This is a genomic window from Georgenia alba (assembly GCF_042665525.1).
GTDB classification, from domain to species: domain Bacteria; phylum Actinomycetota; class Actinomycetes; order Actinomycetales; family Actinomycetaceae; genus Allobogoriella; species Allobogoriella alba.
The window spans coordinates 1,533,243-1,549,340 of the sequence record NZ_JBHTCQ010000001.1; the positions used below are offsets into that span (position 1 = coordinate 1,533,243).

At 73.2% G+C, this 16,098-nt stretch carries 15 protein-coding genes and 1 tRNA gene; 6 read left to right on the forward strand and 10 right to left on the reverse strand.

Annotated elements, in window-relative coordinates; all coding sequences use genetic code 11:
* Positions 1 to 19: 19 nt before the first annotated feature.
* From ACFQQL_RS07050 to ACFQQL_RS07060, 3 genes are read left to right on the forward strand one after another with little or no spacing between them, the layout of a single operon-like run.
* Positions 20 to 1,531, forward strand: a complete 1,512-nt coding sequence (locus tag ACFQQL_RS07050; RefSeq protein WP_382392661.1) for a DHA2 family efflux MFS transporter permease subunit — start codon at positions 20 to 22, stop codon at positions 1,529 to 1,531.
* A gap of 9 nt (positions 1,532 to 1,540) precedes the next feature.
* A complete protein-coding gene (locus ACFQQL_RS07055; protein WP_382392663.1) occupies positions 1,541 to 3,418 on the forward strand; it encodes an ABC-F family ATP-binding cassette domain-containing protein in 1,878 nt (625 codons plus the stop codon).
* Positions 3,415 to 4,344, forward strand: a complete 930-nt coding sequence (locus ACFQQL_RS07060; protein ID WP_382392665.1) for a phosphotransferase enzyme family protein — start codon at positions 3,415 to 3,417, stop codon at positions 4,342 to 4,344. Before ACFQQL_RS07055 ends, ACFQQL_RS07060 begins: the two co-directional genes overlap by 4 nt.
* Positions 4,345 to 4,348: 4 nt before the next feature.
* Here the strand turns inward: ACFQQL_RS07060 and ACFQQL_RS07065 are convergent, their stop codons facing one another.
* Entirely contained in the window at positions 4,349 to 4,873 is a 525-nt protein-coding gene (locus tag ACFQQL_RS07065) for a MarR family winged helix-turn-helix transcriptional regulator (RefSeq protein WP_382392667.1), read from the reverse strand.
* 89 nt (positions 4,874 to 4,962) lie between these two features.
* Positions 4,963 to 5,610 (reverse strand): TetR/AcrR family transcriptional regulator, encoded by a 648-nt coding sequence (locus ACFQQL_RS07070; RefSeq protein WP_465254029.1) that lies wholly within the window; start codon positions 5,608 to 5,610, stop codon positions 4,963 to 4,965.
* A 152-nt stretch (positions 5,611 to 5,762) separates the two neighbouring features.
* Here ACFQQL_RS07070 and ACFQQL_RS07075 point away from each other — a divergent pair.
* The 3 genes from ACFQQL_RS07075 to ACFQQL_RS07085 all read left to right on the forward strand — a co-directional run bounded on the left by ACFQQL_RS07075 (position 5,763) and on the right by ACFQQL_RS07085 (position 8,525).
* Positions 5,763 to 5,834, forward strand: a tRNA-Gln gene (locus tag ACFQQL_RS07075).
* A gap of 160 nt (positions 5,835 to 5,994) precedes the next feature.
* Positions 5,995 to 7,548, forward strand: a complete 1,554-nt coding sequence (gene glmU / locus ACFQQL_RS07080; RefSeq protein ID WP_465254030.1) for a bifunctional UDP-N-acetylglucosamine diphosphorylase/glucosamine-1-phosphate N-acetyltransferase GlmU — start codon at positions 5,995 to 5,997, stop codon at positions 7,546 to 7,548.
* On the forward strand, positions 7,545 to 8,525 hold the full coding sequence (locus tag ACFQQL_RS07085; protein WP_382392671.1) for a ribose-phosphate diphosphokinase: 981 nt from the start codon (positions 7,545 to 7,547) through the stop codon (positions 8,523 to 8,525). The genes glmU and ACFQQL_RS07085 overlap by 4 nt, the downstream gene beginning before the upstream one ends.
* Before the next feature lie 7 nt (positions 8,526 to 8,532).
* Here ACFQQL_RS07085 and ACFQQL_RS07090 read toward each other — a convergent pair whose 3' ends face one another.
* From ACFQQL_RS07090 to ACFQQL_RS07125, 8 genes are all read right to left on the reverse strand, one after another.
* Positions 8,533 to 8,910 (reverse strand): VOC family protein, encoded by a 378-nt coding sequence (locus ACFQQL_RS07090; RefSeq protein ID WP_382392673.1) that lies wholly within the window; start codon positions 8,908 to 8,910, stop codon positions 8,533 to 8,535.
* 78 nt (positions 8,911 to 8,988) lie between these two features.
* Positions 8,989 to 9,942: an ABC transporter ATP-binding protein gene (locus ACFQQL_RS07095; protein ID WP_382392675.1), complete on the reverse strand. Its 954-nt coding sequence runs from the start codon at positions 9,940 to 9,942 to the stop codon at positions 8,989 to 8,991.
* Entirely contained in the window at positions 9,939 to 10,763 is an 825-nt protein-coding gene (locus ACFQQL_RS07100) for an ABC transporter permease (RefSeq protein ID WP_382392677.1), read from the reverse strand. Before ACFQQL_RS07100 ends, ACFQQL_RS07095 begins: the two co-directional genes overlap by 4 nt.
* Positions 10,756 to 11,550: an ABC transporter permease gene (locus ACFQQL_RS07105; protein ID WP_382392679.1), complete on the reverse strand. Its 795-nt coding sequence runs from the start codon at positions 11,548 to 11,550 to the stop codon at positions 10,756 to 10,758. The genes ACFQQL_RS07100 and ACFQQL_RS07105 overlap by 8 nt, the downstream gene beginning before the upstream one ends.
* Positions 11,551 to 11,611: 61 nt before the next feature.
* Positions 11,612 to 12,835 (reverse strand): DUF418 domain-containing protein, encoded by a 1,224-nt coding sequence (locus tag ACFQQL_RS07110; protein WP_382392681.1) that lies wholly within the window; start codon positions 12,833 to 12,835, stop codon positions 11,612 to 11,614.
* Positions 12,836 to 12,902: 67 nt separating this feature from the next.
* Positions 12,903 to 13,619 (reverse strand): dienelactone hydrolase family protein, encoded by a 717-nt coding sequence (locus tag ACFQQL_RS07115; protein WP_382392683.1) that lies wholly within the window; start codon positions 13,617 to 13,619, stop codon positions 12,903 to 12,905.
* A gap of 50 nt (positions 13,620 to 13,669) precedes the next feature.
* Complete coding sequence (locus ACFQQL_RS07120; protein WP_382392685.1) at positions 13,670 to 15,058, reverse strand: O-antigen ligase family protein; 1,389 nt, start codon at positions 15,056 to 15,058, stop codon at positions 13,670 to 13,672.
* The gene (locus ACFQQL_RS07125) at positions 15,055 to 15,954 is read right to left on the reverse strand and encodes a hypothetical protein (RefSeq protein WP_382392687.1); all 900 of its coding nucleotides are present in this window, start codon (positions 15,952 to 15,954) and stop codon (positions 15,055 to 15,057) included. The genes ACFQQL_RS07120 and ACFQQL_RS07125 overlap by 4 nt, the downstream gene beginning before the upstream one ends.
* Positions 15,955 to 16,098 lie beyond the last annotated feature (144 nt).

Genomic DNA, 16,098 nt, shown 5'->3' on the forward strand with positions numbered 1-16,098 from the left:
GCCGTCGCAGAGGAGCCTGATGAGATCGACCACCCGTGACCAGCCTGTGTCCGGGCCCTCCGGTGACGCCGCGACCGTCGGCGACGGACCTGCCTCGGGCGACTGGGCCGCCGACCGGCTCCCGCGCGAGCACGTCCTGGTCATCGCGCTGCTGCTCGCCTCCGCGTTCGTCGTCATCCTCAACGAGACGACCATGGCGGTGGCGCTGCGGCCGATCATGGACGACCTCGGCATCACCGCCAGCACCGGTCAGTGGCTGACCACCGCGTTCATGCTCACCATGGCGGTGGTCATCCCGACCACCGGCTTCGTGCTCCAGCGGCTCGGGACCCGCCGCGCGTTCATCCTCGCGATGTCGCTGTTCAGCGCCGGGACGGCCCTCGCCGCGATCGCGCAGGGCTTCGGCGCCCTGCTGACCGGCCGCGTCGTGCAGGCGACCGGCACCGCCATCATGATGCCGCTGCTCATGACCACGATCATGACGATCGTGCCGCCCACGCGGCGCGGGCGGATCATGGGCAACGTCGGCCTCGTCATCTCCGCCGCACCGGCGCTGGGTCCCACGTTCTCCGGCGCGCTGGTGGGCCTGTTCGGCTGGCGCGGCGTCTTCAGCTCCGTGCTGCCGATCGCGCTCGTGGCCCTGGTGGTCGGCACGATCCTGGTGCGGGACGTGACGGTCCGCCAGGACGTCCACCTGGACCCCGTCTCCCCGGTCCTCGCGGCCCTCGGCTTCGGCGGGCTCGTCTTCGGGCTCTCCAGCCTGGGCGAGTCGGCGGGCCACGCCCCGCCGGTGCCGCCCGTGATCCCGCTCGCCGTGGGGGCGGTCTTCCTGGCGGTCTTCGTGATCAGGCAGCGCCAGCTCGAGCGCGGAGACCGGGTCCTGATGGACATGCGGGTCTTCGCCTCACGCCAGTTCAGCACCGCCGTCGGCGTCATGGTGGTGTGCATGCTCTCGCTGTTCGGCGTCATCATCCTGCTGCCGCTGCTGCTGCAGGACTCCCTCGGCATGACCCCGCTCGCCTCCGGCCTCGTGGTGCTCCCGGGCGGACTCGTCATGGGCGTCCTCGGTCCGGTCGTCGGGCGCCTGTTCGACCGCGTCGGCCCGCGACCGCTGGTGCTGCCCGGCATCGCGGTCGCCGTGGGGGCCTTCGTGGTGCTGTCGTTGGTGGGACCCGGCGCACCGTGGTTCCTGGCGCTGGTGGCCCACGTCATCCTGAGCGTCGGCCTCGCCATGATGTTCACGCCGCTGTTCACCACCGCGCTCGCCGCCCTGGAGCCACCGATGTACTCGCACGGCTCGGCCGTGATCAACACGGTCCAGCAGCTTGCCGCAGCCGGCGGGACGGCCGGCGCCATCGCCGTCATGACGCTCCGTTCCGCCTCGCTCACCGAGTCCGGTGCCGGGCCTGCCGACGCCCTCGCGGGCGGCGCGAGCCTGACCTTCCTGCTCGGCGCCGGCCTGCTGGTCGTCTGCGCGGCACTGGCCGCCGGGCTGCGCAAGCCCGCCGCGGCGCCCGTGGCCACGCACTGAGGGCGGCCGGTGGCACATCTGCTCGGGCTGGAGTCGGTCGGCGTCGTGCGCGGCGCGCGGCCCGTGCTCGGCGACGTCACGCTGGGCCTCGACGACGGCGCGTGCGTCGGTGTGCTGGGCCGTAACGGCGCCGGCAAGTCGACCCTGCTCGCGCTGCTCGACGGCTCGCTCGCACCCGACCACGGCCGGGTGACGCGGGCCGGCGGCACGCGGGTGGTCACCGTCGGCCAGTCCGACGCGCTCCCGGCGGGCACGGTCCAGGACGTCGTCCACCCCGGTGCGGCGGATCACGAGTGGGCCTCCCAGTCGCACGTGCGCGGCATCCACGACGGACTGCTCGCTGACGTCCCGCTCGACGCCGACGTCGCCACGCTCTCCGGCGGCCAGCGGCGGCGGGTGGCGCTGGCGCGCGCACTGACGACCGACGCCGAGGTCCTCGTCCTGGACGAGCCGACGAACCACCTGGACGTCGAGGGCGTCGACTGGCTCGCGCGCCACCTGCGGGCCCGCTTCGGCCGCGGCCGCGGCGCCCTCGTCGTCGTCACCCACGACCGGTGGTTCCTCGACGCCGTGTGCACCCGGGTGTGGGAGGTCGTGGCCGGCGTGGACGGTGCCGCGGGGACGCGAGCGGGTCACGTCGAGACCTACGACGGCGGGTACGCGGCGTACGTGCTGGCGCGGGCCGAGCGGGAGCGGGCCGCCGCCGTCGCCGCGGAGAAGCGGGCCAACCTGCTGCGCAAGGAGCTGGCGTGGCTGCGCCGCGGGGCGCCGGCCCGCACGTCGAAGCCGAAGTTCCGGCTCGACGCCGCAGCGGCGCTGATCGCGGACGAGCCGCCGCCGCGCGACCGGCTCGCGCTGACCCGGACCGCCAGCGCGCGGCTGGGCAAGGACGTCCTCGACCTCGAGGACGTCACCGTGCGGTACGGCGACGGCACCCGTCCTGTCCTCGAGGACGTCACCTGGCGTCTGGCGCCGGGGGAGCGGGTCGGCCTGGTCGGCGTCAACGGTGCCGGCAAGACCACCCTGCTGCGGCTGCTGGCGGGGGACCAGGAGCCCACCTCGGGCCGGGTCCGGCGCGGCAGGACCGTCCGGGTCCGCGCCCTGTCCCAGGACGCCCACGAGCTGACCGAGGTGGCGCACCTGCGCGTCGTCGAGGCCGTCGAGGAGGTTCGCGCACGTGTGGAGGTCGGCGGCAAGGACCTCACCGCCGCTCAGCTCGTGGAGCGGCTCGGCTTCACCCGCGAGCGTGCCTGGACGCCCGTGCGTGACCTCTCCGGCGGGGAGCGGCGCAGGCTGCAGCTGCTGCGCCTGCTCGTGGACGAGCCCAACGTGCTGCTCCTCGACGAGCCCACCAACGACCTCGACACCGACACGCTCGCAGCCGTCGAGGATCTCCTCGACTCCTGGCCCGGCACCCTCGTGGTGGTCTCGCACGACCGGTACCTCCTCGAGCGCGTCACCGACCACCAGGTCGCGCTGCTCGGCGACGGTCGGCTGCGTGACCTGCCCGGCGGCGTCGAGCAGTACCTCGAGCTGAGGCGCGGTGACGTCCCGGGCAGGTCCGGCTCCGTCGGCACGGCCGACGGGTACCCGACCCACGCACGGGACACGGGTCCCGCACCGCGCACCGAGCCGGCGGAGCGTGAGGTATCGGCAGTGCCGAGCGCGGCGGACCAGCGGGCGGCGAAGAAGGAGATGTCCCGGGTGGAACGTCAGCTCGACAAGGTGGCGACCCGGGTGGCGGGGCTGCACGAGCAGCTGGCTGACGCGTCCGCCACGGGCGACGTCGAGGCCCTGGCGCGGCTGACCCGCGAGACACGCGAGGCCGAGGCGACCCAGGCCGAGCTGGAAGAGCGATGGCTGGAAGCGGCGGAGGCCGTCGGATGATCGGCACCATCAGGTCCGTGCCCGACCCGGCGGCGATCGTGCAGGAGGTCCGCCACAGGTACGGGCTCGACCTCGAGCGCGGCACGCTCCTGCGCTCCCTCGCCAACGACGTCTACCTCGTCCACGGTCCGGACGGGCGGTACGCCGCGAAGGTGTACCGCACCGGGACGGACCGTGAGCGCCTGCGCTGGGAGGACGAGCTCGCGCGGCACGCTGTGCGTCACGGCGTGCCCGTCCCGACGGCCCGGCCCACGACAGGCGGCGAGCCTGTGCTCACGCTCGAGGCTCCCGAGGGCCCGCGTCACGTCGTCGTCCTGGAGTGGGTCGAGGGCACCAAGCCCGCACCGCCGTTCGGGGAGGACCTCTACCGGGAGCTCGGCGACCTGCTGGCCCGGTTCCACGCGGCCGCGGACACCTTCGCCCCGTCGGCGTCCCGCCCTGTGGAAGACGTCGACACACTCGTCGGTGCCGCGGTCGCGCGGGTCGCCGACGTGCTGAACGGGCCGGACCGGGCGCTCGTGGAGGACCTCGGTGCCCGCGCGACGGCGGCGCTGCGGCGCCGCCGGCCGTCGGACCTCGGCGTCTGCCACGGGGACGTCACGCTGGACAACGTGCTGGTGACCGATGCGGGCCTGTCGTTGCACGACTTCGACCTGGCGGGCGTCCGGTGGCGGGTGTCCGACCTCACGGGCGTGGCGGGCACGGAGCACCTCGGGGCCTTCCTGACCGGCTACCGCGAGGTGCGGCCGCTGCCCGAGGACGATCTCACGTCGCTCGGCTGGCTGCGGGCGGCGGCGTCCCTGCAGAACCTCGGCTTCCACCTGGTGGACAAGCCGGCCGTGCAGGGGTCCGACTCGATCGGCGAGGGCTGGGCGGACCGGGAGCTGGAGACGCTCCGGGAGCTCTCCCGGGTCCTGGAGGCCTGAGGGCTCAGGCCTCGAAACGCAGCAGGATCGCGCGGAGTGCGTCGATCACCTGCGCCGTGGCGTCGTCCGGGAGGGACGCGAGCAGATCCCGTTCGGAGGCGAGCAGCTGGGACATGGCGGCGTCCACGCGCCGCTCGCCCTCCTCGGTAAGACGGACCTTCACCACGCGGCGGTCGGCGTCGTCGGCGGCGCGCACCACGAGGCCGTGCGCCACCATGCGGTCGATCCGGTTCGTCATCGTCCCCGAGGAGACGAGCGTCTCGGCGATGAGCCGGCCGGGCGTCAGCTCGTAGGGGCTGCCGGCCCTCCGCAGGGCGGAGAGCACGTCGAACTCCCACGCCTCGACGCCGTGCTCGGCGAAGGCCCGCCGCCGCGTCAGGTCCAGGTGCCGGGCCAGACGCGACACGCGCGAGAACACGTGCAGGGGGAGCGGGTGGAGATCGGGCCGTTCGCGCTGCCACGCCTCGACGATCCGGTCGACCTCGTCACGTGGCGCGCTGACCTTCCCGATCGGCTGCGCGACGTCCATCCCCGAAGATTACTCGACGTCGAGATACCTCTGCCGGACGCGGCACCTGCTCCTGTCCGCCCAGCCCTTTCAGATGTGAGAGGCCCGGACTATCGCTTCTCCACGGTCAGCCGCGGGGACTTCTCGAGCCCGGCGAGCCCGTTCCAGGTGAGGTTCACGATGTGCGCGGCGACCTCGGTCTTGTCCGGCTTGCGTGCCTCGAGCCACCACTGACCGGTCAGCGCGATCAGCCCGACGAGCATCTGGGCGTACATCGGCGCGGCGGCGGGGTCCAGCCGGCGCAGCCGGAACTGGTCCGCGAGCAGGTGCTCCACCTGCGTCGCGACGTCCCCGATCAGCGACGAGAACGTGCCGGTGGCCTGCGCGACGGGGGAGTCCCGCACCAGGATGCGGAACCCGTCGGTGTTCTCCTCGATGTAGTCCAGCAGCGCCAGCGCGGCCCGCTCGACGATGAGCTTCGGGTGCCCGCCGGAGCTGAGCTGCTCGGTGAGCATCCCCAGGAGCCTCTGCACCTCCCGGTCCACCACGACCGCGTAGATGCCCTCCTTGCCGCCGAAGTGCTCGTAGACGACCGGCTTGGAGACCTTCGCGCGTGCCGCGATCTCCTCCACCGACGTGCCCTCGAAGCCCTTGCTCGCGAAGAGCGCGCGGGAGATCGTCACCAGTTGCTCCCGCCGCTGGCTTCCGGTCATGCGCACGCGTGCCGTCGTCCTGTCCTTCGGGCTCATCGTCCCCATCATGCCGTGCCCACCGCACGCACCCGACCGCGAGGACCCGGCGGCCGGCGCCACCCGGTCGGCCGGGTGCCTCCCGAGCGGCCGGGCTCAACCCCGAACCGCCGGGGCTGGCACACTGGAGGGCGGCCGCGCGCGTGCTCGCGCCGCGGCGGTCCGCCCTGGTGTAACGGCAGCACGCAGGCCTTTGGTGCCTTGCGGTCCGGGTTCGAATCCTGGGGGCGGAGCGGGCGGGACGCGCCACTGGCGCACCAGGTACCACCACGCTCTAGAGTTGCCGTTGCACGATGCCCGGGGCACCCCCCGGGCGCCCCCCGTCCGAGGAGCCCCGGCGTGAGCCAGAGCCGACCGACCGTCATCGTCCTCGCGGCCGGCGAAGGTACCCGGATGCGATCGCGCACCCCGAAGGTGCTGCACGGGATCGGAGGTCGCAGCCTGCTCGGGCACGCCCTGGTCGCCGCGCGCGGCGTCGACCCCGAGCGGCTTGCCGTCGTGGTGCGTCACGAGCGGGACACCGTCGCCGCGCACGCCCAGGACCTCGACCCCGAGGTGATGATCGTCGACCAGGACGACGTCCCCGGCACCGGCCGCGCCGTCCAGTGCGCGCTCTCCGCGCTCGACGCCGCGGCCCAGGCGGCGGCCGTCGCGAACGGCGACGACGCCGGAGGCCACCTGGCCGACGTGCTCACCGGACCCGTGCTCGTCATGGCGGGGGACACCCCGCTGCTCGACGCCGGCACGCTCACCGAGCTGCTGCGTGCGCACGAGGCCGACGAGAATGCCGTGACCGTGCTGACCACCACCGTCGACGAGCCGTACGGCTACGGCCGCATCCTGCGTGAGGAGGGCGCCGTCGTCGGCGTGGTCGAGGAGCGGGACGCGACCGACGCACAGCGCCGGATCCGCGAGATCAACACCTCCACCTACGTCTTCGACGCCACCGTGCTACGCGACGCCCTCAACGGCGTCGGCCGTCAGAACGACCAGGGCGAGGTGTACCTGACCGACGTCGTCGCCCTCGCGCACGACGCCGGCCTGCCCGTCCGGGCGGTCGCCGTCGAGGACTCCTGGCTCGTCGAGGGCGTCAACGACCGCGTCCAGCTCGCAACGCTCGGCGCCGAGCTGAACCGCCGCACCCTCGAGAGCTGGATGCGGGAGGGCGTCACGGTGGTCGACCCCGCGACCACCTGGGTCGACCTCGACGTCGAGCTCGCCCGCGACGTCACGCTGCTGCCCGGCACCCAGCTGCACGGCACGACGTCGGTCGGTGAGGGGTCCGTCGTCGGGCCCGACACGACCCTGCGGGACGTCACCGTCGGTGCCGGCGTGCGGGTCGAGCGCACGCACGGCTCCGATGCGGTCCTCGCCGACGGTGCGACCGTGGGGCCGTTCGCCTACCTGCGGCCCGGCACGCGGCTGGGCGCCGACGGGAAGATCGGGACGTTCGTCGAGACCAAGAACGCCGACATCGGCCCCGGCGCCAAGGTGCCGCACCTCAGCTACGTCGGCGACGCCGAGATCGGGGAGGGCACGAACATCGGCGCCGCGTCCGTGTTCGTGAACTACGACGGCGTCCACAAGCACCGCAGCAGGGTCGGCCGGCACGCCCGGACCGGCTCGGACAACATGTTCGTCGCGCCGGTCACCGTGGGTGACGGCGCCTACACCGGCGCGGGGACGATCCTGCGCGAGGACGTGCCGCCCGGGGCGCTGGCCGTGCCCGCCTCGGGACAGCGGGTCATCCGCGACTGGGTGCTGCGCCGTCGTCCCGGCACCCCGTCCGCCCAGGCCGCGCAGGAGGCGCTCGCCGACGGCGAGCACGGTCTCTCCGACCAGGCCCGGGCAGAGCGCGCCCGCGCCGCCGGGACGTCCCGCGGCGACCAGGCACCCGGCACCACCCAGACACCCGGCACCACCGACGAAGGGGACACCGAGCGATGACGGGCATCATCACCCACGGCGAGAAGCGGCTCGTGCTGGTCAGCGGCCGCGCGCATCCCCAGCTCGCCGCCGACGTCGCGCGGGAGCTCGACATCGAGCTGCTGCCGACGACCGCGTACGACTTCGCCAACGGTGAGATCTACGTCCGGTTCGCCGAGTCGGTCCGGGGCACGGACGTCTTCGTCCTGCAGTCCCACACCACACCGATCAACGAGTGGCTCATGGAGCAGCTGCTCATGGTGGACGCCCTCAAGCGTGGTTCGGCCAAGCGGATCACGGTGGTGGCGCCGTTCTTCCCGTACGCCCGCCAGGACAAGAAGCACAAGGGGCGGGAGCCGATCTCCGCCCGGCTCGTGGCCGACATGTTCAAGACCGCCGGCGCGGACCGGCTGCTCAGCGTGGACCTGCACGCGGCGCAGACGCAAGGCTTCTTCGACGGCCCCGTCGACCACCTGTGGGCGATGCCGATCCTCACCGACTACGTGCGGACCCGCATCGACGCCGAACGGGCCGCGGTGGTCTCCCCGGACGCCGGACGCATCCGCGTGGCCGAGCAGTGGGCGGCGAAGCTCGGCGGCGTCCCGCTGGCCTTCGTGCACAAGACCCGCGACATCTCCCGGCCGAACCAGGCCGTCGCGAACCGGGTCGTCGGCGACGTCGAGGGACGCACGGCGATCCTCGTGGACGACCTCATCGACACCGGTGGCACCATCGCCGAGGCCGTGAAGGTGGTGCTCGACGCCGGGGCCTCCGACGTCATCGTCGCCGCCACGCACGGGGTGCTCTCCGACCCGGCCGCGCGGCGTCTCACCGAGTCCGGCGCCCGGGAGGTCGTGGTCACCGACACGCTGCCGATCGCGCCGGACAAGCGGTTCCCGCAGCTGACCGTGCTGCCGATCGCGCCGCTGCTGGCGCGCGCGATCCGCGAGGTCTTCGACGACGGGTCGGTCACGTCGCTCTTCGACGGCGTGGCCTGAGCCCCGGTCAGAGCGGGTCGAGCTGCCTACGGAGCAGGCAGAACTCGTTGCCCTCGGGGTCGAGCAGGACGTGCCAGGGCTCCTCGCCGGTCTGACCGATGTCGGCCCGGCGGGCGCCGGCGGCGAGCAGCCGCTCCAGCTCGGCCTCCTGGCCGCGATCCGTCGGGTTGACGTCGATGTGCAACGGCAGCTTGCCGGCCCTCGGCTCGTCGGTGGGGCTGAGGATGATCGTCGGCTGCGGACCGCCGAACCCCTCCCGGGGCCCGATCTCGATCGCACCCTCCTCGCGGTCGAGCTCGACGAAGTCGAGGATCTCGCACCAGAACCGTGCCAACGTCTCGGGGTCGCGACAGTCCAGGACGAGCTCACTGATCCGGCATGCCATCGCCGGTCACCTACCTTCCGTGGGGGGCCGTGGCGCAGGCGACCGTACCGGGCGGCCGGAGCGTCGGACGAGGTGTTTTCAGTCCTGACGGCGGGCGAGGTAGATGCGCCGGACCACGTCCTCCGCGTCCGGCTCCTCGATGGACAGGTCGCGCACCTCGGCGTACGCGGACACCCCTGCCAGCACGCGCGCGGCCGTCGTCCGGCCGGCGTCGAACGCCAGGTGCTGCCGCAGGCCGCCGCCCTCGGACCGCAGGTGCCGGGTGCCCTCGACCGACAGGTCGGGCACCGGCTCGGCGAGGTCGACGACGAGGACACGCTCGGTCCCGACCGTGCGGGACAGCCCGCGCAACGTGCCGTCGAACGCCAGGACGCCGTGGTCGACCACGAGGACCCGCTCGCACAGCCGCTCGACGTCGCCCATGTCGTGCGTGGTCAGCAGCAGCGTGGTGCCTCGCTCGCGGCGCTCGGCGTGGAGGAACTCCCGCAGCCGCTGCTTGGACAGCACGTCCAGGCCGATCGTCGGCTCGTCGAGGATGAGCAGCTCCGGGCGGTGCAGCAGCGCGGCGGCGACCTCGGCCCGCATCCGCTGACCGAGCGACAGCTGCCGCACCGGGGTGCTGAGGAACTCCGCCATCTCGAGCATCCCGACCAGCTCGTCCCGCCGCCGCCGGGCGTCGGCGCGGCCGAGCCCATGGATGGCGGCGAGGATCTCGAACGACTCGCGGACCGGCAGGTCCCACCACAGCTGGGAGCGCTGCCCGAACACGACGCCGATCCGGCGCGCCAGGGCACGGCGCTCCCGCACCGGGTCCAGCCCGCACGTGCGGACCTCGCCCGAGGTGGCCACGAGGATCCCCACCAGCATCTTGATGGTCGTGGACTTCCCGGCACCGTTGGCGCCGATGTAGCCCACCGACTCGCCCGGCTCGACCGTGAACCTCATGCGGTCGACGGCGGTCACCTTCCGTCGGCGCAGCCCGTCCCGCACCCGGAACTCCCGCACCAGGTCGCGCGCCACGATGATGCTCATCCGCCCCCTCCTTGGTAGTGCCGGACTCCAGCCCGCCAGAACAGCAGGGCCAGCCCCCACGACCACGCCGCCGCGACCGGCGTGCACCAGCCCAGCCAGGACGGCAGCCACGCCGCACCGGGCAGCCCGAGCAGCGCGGTGACCGGCAGGTACGCGGTGAACGCCATGGGGAAGACGAAGCCGAACGCCACCACGATCCACCGGGACCACACCGTCGCCGGCTGGGACGAGGCGTACCGGCCGCCGTACACGAAGGCGTTGGTCACCTCCTTGGCGTTCAGCAGGTAGAACTGCATGCCGGCGGCGAGCACGAACTGCGCGCTGAACGTCGCGATCCCGCTGAGCACCGCCAGCAGGAGCAGCACGACGGCGCCGACGCCCCAGTCGATGTCGTTGATCACGAGCCCGACGGCGAACGCCACGCAGCCGACCACCGCCCGGGCCAGCCGCCGCAGCTGGATGTCACTGGTCACCAGCTGGGCGAGCAGCGGCTGCGGACGCAGGTAGAAGATGTCGAGCTTGCCCTGGCGGACCAGGACGGCGAGGCCGTCGACGTGCCCGAAGACCATGTCGGCGAACGAGAAGCACATGTCGGCCAGGCCGAAGACCAGCACGATCTGCGCCAGCGTGAACCCGCCGACGCCGTCGACCGCGGTGTACAGCACGAACACCTCGGTCATCTCGGTGAGGCCGACGACGAGCGCGCCGACCAGGTCGAGGCGGAAGTTCGCCCGGTAGCTCCGCTGGGACCGGACCCGGGAGGCCAGCACGGCGCGGTACGGGGCGGCCGTTCGCCGGGCCGCCGCGAGGAGGTCACCCACCCTGGACCTCCAGCTTCTGGCGTCCGGCCCGGGTCAGGGCGTGCCCACCGATCCAGACCACGGCGAGCCAGCACAGCTGGACGCCGAGGAGCACGAGCGCGTCGAGGCCCGTGGTGCGACCGGAGAGCACGTCGACCGGGTACATCATCGTGGACGGGAAGGGCGTCGCCTGGGCGAGGACCTGCAGCCACTCGGGGAAGAGCCAGATCGGCGTGAACAGCCCGGCGAAGAGGCCGGACAGCGCCATGTACAGCACGGTGATGCCGCGCGTCTCGGTCAGCCAGAACCCCATGGTGGTCACCAGGTAGGCGGTGGCGTGCGAGACCGTGATGCCGATCAGCAGGCTGGCCACACCGAGCAGGTACTGCACCGGCGTGGTGGGCAGCGACATGCCGACCACGAGCGCGCCGATGACCAGGCTGGGAAGGCCACGAGGGAGCAGCGCGAAGAGACCGCGGCCGACCTCGGTGACCACGGCGGCCGCCTGGACGTCGACCGGCCGCATGAAGTCGATCGCGATGTCGCCGGTCTTGATGCGGGTGGCGATCTCCGACCCTCCCCACATGTTGACCGACCCGAGCATCCCCTGGGACAGCCAGACGTAGGCGCTCATCGTGCCGAGCGTGTACCCGGCGACTGTGCCGCCGCCGCTGTCGACGACCGCGAACAGGATGCCGGTCTTGAGCAGGCCGAAGGCGGTGTTCGCCACGAGCCCGGCGAGCATCGCCAGCGGGTAGGCCGACTGGGTGCGGATCCCCGCGAGGAGGAGGCGGAGATAGACACGCACAAGAGAAGGAACGTACTCCGGTCGGCACGCGCGCGGAAGGGCTTTTCCCGGGCGGAGTGCCTCAGGCTGCGCGCGGTGGACGGCTGCCTGCCCTCTCGGCGGCGCCACCCACGACGCGGTGCACGACCAGCTCGATCGGACCTCGTGGCCACCGGCGCAGCCAGAGCGGGGCGGCGGCCATCAGCACGAGGCTGATCCCGGCCCACATGAGCACCGCCCGCCACGGGTCGGTGCCGGCCAGACCGAGGCCCCAGTCGTAGCAGAGCCACGACGCGATCACATTCTGCAGCACGTAGCACGACAGCGCCGTCCGCCCGACCGCCTCGATGCCGCGCCGCAGCAGTCCGGGCGAGCGGCGCGCGCCGGTGACGAGCGTCGTGCCGAGCGCGAGGGCGCCGAGCGCGACCAGCGGCGGGACGAGATACCGGTCGACGAGGGCGCAGTCCGGTCCGGCCCAGGTGGTGAGCGCGTTGAGCGGGACACCGACGCCGAGTCCCGCCAGCACGAGGCGGCGGCGCAGCCGGGACCCGCGGTCCGTGCCGGCCAAGGCCCCGGCGCGGACGAGGCGTGATCCGATGAGGAACAGGACGACGGACGAGGGCACGACGAGCAGGAGCTCGACGCGGTACAGGGCGATGTCGGTCAGCCGGGCGAGCACCTGGCCGGGCCAGCTCGCGGTCGACGCGGTCACGTCGGCGGGCCCTTGCTCGGGCGTGCTGGTCGACGCGACGACGGTCAGGGCCGTGAGGCCCAGAAGGATCAGCGTGTAGACGCCGCCGAGCACCCACATCCACGAGCGGACGACCGTCTCGCTCCGGCCGATCAGGAAGGCGACCAGCATCGAGGCCACCGCGTACCCCATCAGGACGTCGAACTCGAACACGAGCACGTAGTGGACGAGGCCCTCCACCAGGAGGACCAGCGCCCGCAGCAGGTACCGGCCCGGCCAGCGCAGCCCGCGCCGCACGGCCGAGCGGTACTGCAGCTCCATCCCGATGCCGAACAGCAGCGTCAGCAGCGCGAGGAACTTCCCGTTCGTGAGCGCGAACAGCCAGGTCGCGGCACCGTCCGGGGGAGCCAGACCGCCGGCGAACCACGCGGCCGGACCGCCCGGGGTGGTGAACAGCCAGATGTTCGTGCCGAGCGTGCCGAGGATGGCGACGCCGCGCAGCACGTCGAGCGCGGCCACCCGGCGGGGAGCCCGGCTGGCGTCCGGCGGTACGGCGACCTCCGGTGCGGGCGGGGCGGGCGCCGGCGAGCGTCCGGTGGTGCCGGAGTCGGTCATGCGCTCGATCGTCGCGGCGTCCTCGCACGTCGACGTCGGCCGTCCGGGTGACCTTCCGGTCGCGGCGCTACATCGTTCGAGTGAGCCCGGACCCTGCGGGCAGGTGCCGGGCGAGGAAGTCCTCGGTCTGCCGCCAGGCCGCGGCGGAGGCCTCAGGGTGGTGGAACGCGGGGTGCGGGTTGTCGAAGGCGTGGCCCGCGCCGTCGTGCACGTGCGTCTCGACCTGCCCGCCGGTCTGCCGGAGCCGGTCGGCGAGATCGTCCGGCAGGAAGGCGTCGTCGCCGCCGAGGATGTGCAGGCTCGGTGCGCCGACCTCGTCGGCGAGGTGCAGCAGGGAGGGGATGGCGGAGCCGTAGTAGGCGATCAGCGCGTCCACCTCGGCGACCGCCGCGACGTGGAACGCCAGCCCGCCTCCGTAGCAGAAGCCCAGGACCCCGGTGCCGCCGGTGACCTCCGGGCGCTCGGCCAGGGTCCCGAGCGCCGCGACGGTGTCCGCCACCGTGGTCTCCCAGTCGAGCGAGCCCGCGATGCCCATGGCCTGCTCGAGGAAGTCCTCGCGGGTCTCGTCCACCTCAGCGTCCGCGGCGCGCCAGTACAGCTCGGGGGCGAGCACCACGTAGCCGAGCCCGGCGAGGTCGGCGGCGCGGGAGCGGATGTAGGCCGAGACGCCGAAGATCTCCTGCAGCAGGAGGATGCCCGGGCCCGACCCGGCTCGCGGCAACCACAGGTGGGCCGGCATCGCCCCGTCCGGAGTCGGCACGGTCAGCGTGGTGGGTTCCGGCATCGGTGGCGAGCCCTCCTCTCGCGCGGCGGCGCCGTCGGCCGCCGACGACGTCAGCCTGCCACGGGGGCCGGTTCCGGGCCACGGGGCTCGGCCGCGGGCACCGGGGGGAGCGGGGTGCCGGCTCCCCGGCGGACCCGCTCGCGGGGAGTGGGGATCCGGACGCCGTGCTCGACGCCGTGCCGCCACAGCGCGCCGGCGGCGCCGACGAGGACGAAGAGCAGCACGGTCACCTGGGCGAAGCTGAAGAGGTCGAAGAAGAACCCCGCCGCCAGGATCGACGCGATCGCGGCCGTGACGGCCTGTGCCCGGGAGGCCTCGCGGGCGTCTCGGGCACGTCGCACCGCGCCGTGCGCGCCGGCGAGCGCCAGGACGATGAAGACTGCGAGGGCGGCGACCAGCACCACCCCGCCCTCGACCAGGGACATCAGGTACTGGTTGTCCAGCAGGAAGTACTCCTCCGGCAGAAAGGTGCCCAGGCCGCGCCCGAGCAGCGGCCGCTCGGCGAAGAGCGCCGCGATGAGGGGATAGTCGTCCGTGCGGGCGGTGACGCTGTCGTCCTCGCCGGCGCCGAGGAAGAACCCGGTGAGCGTGCCGAGCAGGCCGGGCACCGCCGCTCGCATCAGCACCAGGGCCGTCACCGCCAGGACCACCAGGTTGAGGCGCTGGCGGACGGTCAGGCGCACGGCGTAGACCGCCATCGCGATGATCACCGTGACGACCCCGGAACGCGTCACGGCGAGCAGCAGTCCGAGCACGAGCATCCCGGTCGCCATCGCTGCCCACTGTCGGCCCTGTGCGGATCGGGCGTGCAGGGCCAGGTGGAGCGCGATCGGCGCCACCGCTCCGGACACGACGCCGAACTCGATCGGGTGCGTGGCACTGCCCTTGACCCGGATGAAGCCCCCGCGGTCGCCCATCCCGCCGACCTCCCGCGCGATGAAGCCCGGTGGCCTGATGAGCTCGGCCAGGTCGTAGGGGGTGACGAACTGGGTGATCGCGACGAAGGCGCTCGCCGACGCGCCGACGACCACGCACACCAGCAGCAGGTCGATCTTGCCGACCCCGGTCAGCGCCGCGATGCCGATCGCGACGATCAGCAGGGGAAGGAGGACGAGCGCCACGCGTATGGTCCCGGCCGCCTCGACGCTCGTGAGCGGCCGCAGGTAGGCCGCGCCGAAGGCGATCACCACACCGAGTGCCAGCACCCAGCAGCCGGCCTCCGCCGGGGAGACGAGGCGGCCACGGCCGGGCCTGCGGAGCCACGTCAGGACGACGACGGCAGCCGTGACGAAGACCAGCAGCCGACCCGGCCACCCGTTCGACTCCAGCGGGCCTGGAAGGACGATGGCGGCGGGCACGAAGAGAGCCACGAGGGGCAGCACCGCGTACGCCAGCCACGGACCGGCCTGGCGTCGACGCGGCGGGGAGGGCACGCTCATCGGGCGTGGGCCGGCCCACGGTTCGTGGCCGCGTCGTCGAGCGCGGGCCGGTCCGGGACGGTCACGTCGTCCTTCGGTGCGTCGTCCCTCGCCGCGTCATCCCTCGGCGCGTTATCCGTCGGCGCGTCATCCGTCGGTGCGTCGTCCGCCGGGGCTGGGCCGGCGGGAGCTTCCACGGTCCCGGGCGTCTGCGTCGTGTCGCCGCCGTCGGCGGTGTCCGAAGCGGTCTCCTCGTCCGTGGGTGGTGGGTCGTTCGCCCGCCGTGCGCGCACCCGTGCGGCTCGACGTTCGAGCGCCACGTCGACGCCGGTGGCGGCCGCCGCGGCGACGGCCATCCCGATGACCCCGATCGCGCCGGCGGTGCGGAACCGGCTCGGCGTCACGTCCTCGACCGTCTCGGCCGGAACGGCGGGTGCCAGGCGGTAGCGCGAGCCCTCGGTGGCGCCGGCCTCGGCCTGGAAGTCCCGCAGGACGACGTTCGCCTCGGCCGTGACGTCCCGCAGGAGCGTCAGCACGGCCCTCGGGGTCTCCGCCGTCGCGATGATCTCCAGGATCGGATCGTCGCTGTCCGTGTCCGCCTCGAGCGTCCGCTCGGTGTCGTCGAAGCCCATCCGCTCGGCGAAGGAGGAGCTGTTGAGGTTCCGGGCCAGCACGGCCGCGGCCAGGCTCGGCCCGTCGTACGGGTTGGACTCGTACGGCTCGATCTCCTCACCCGTCTCCGGGTCGATCACGGGCGGTGGCGTGACAGGGGGCAGGACCGTCACGGAGACCGACGAGGAGTAGACCGGCTCCACGGCCAGGTACGACTGCCAGGCCAGGTACGCGGCCAGCGCGACGATCGGCAGCGTGACGTAGAACCGTCGAAGGGCCGATCCGAGGATCGTGAACAGGTCCACTAGTTCTCCCAGGGGTTGTCGGGGCGTGGGGACGCTCCGGGGGCATCGCTCGTGCGTGCCGCGAGTCTCCGGGCCGGTCGTGCCCGGTGGCGGAGGCGCCGCAAAGTGTGGGTCCGTTCGGGGTCGTGGAGCGGACCGGCGCCA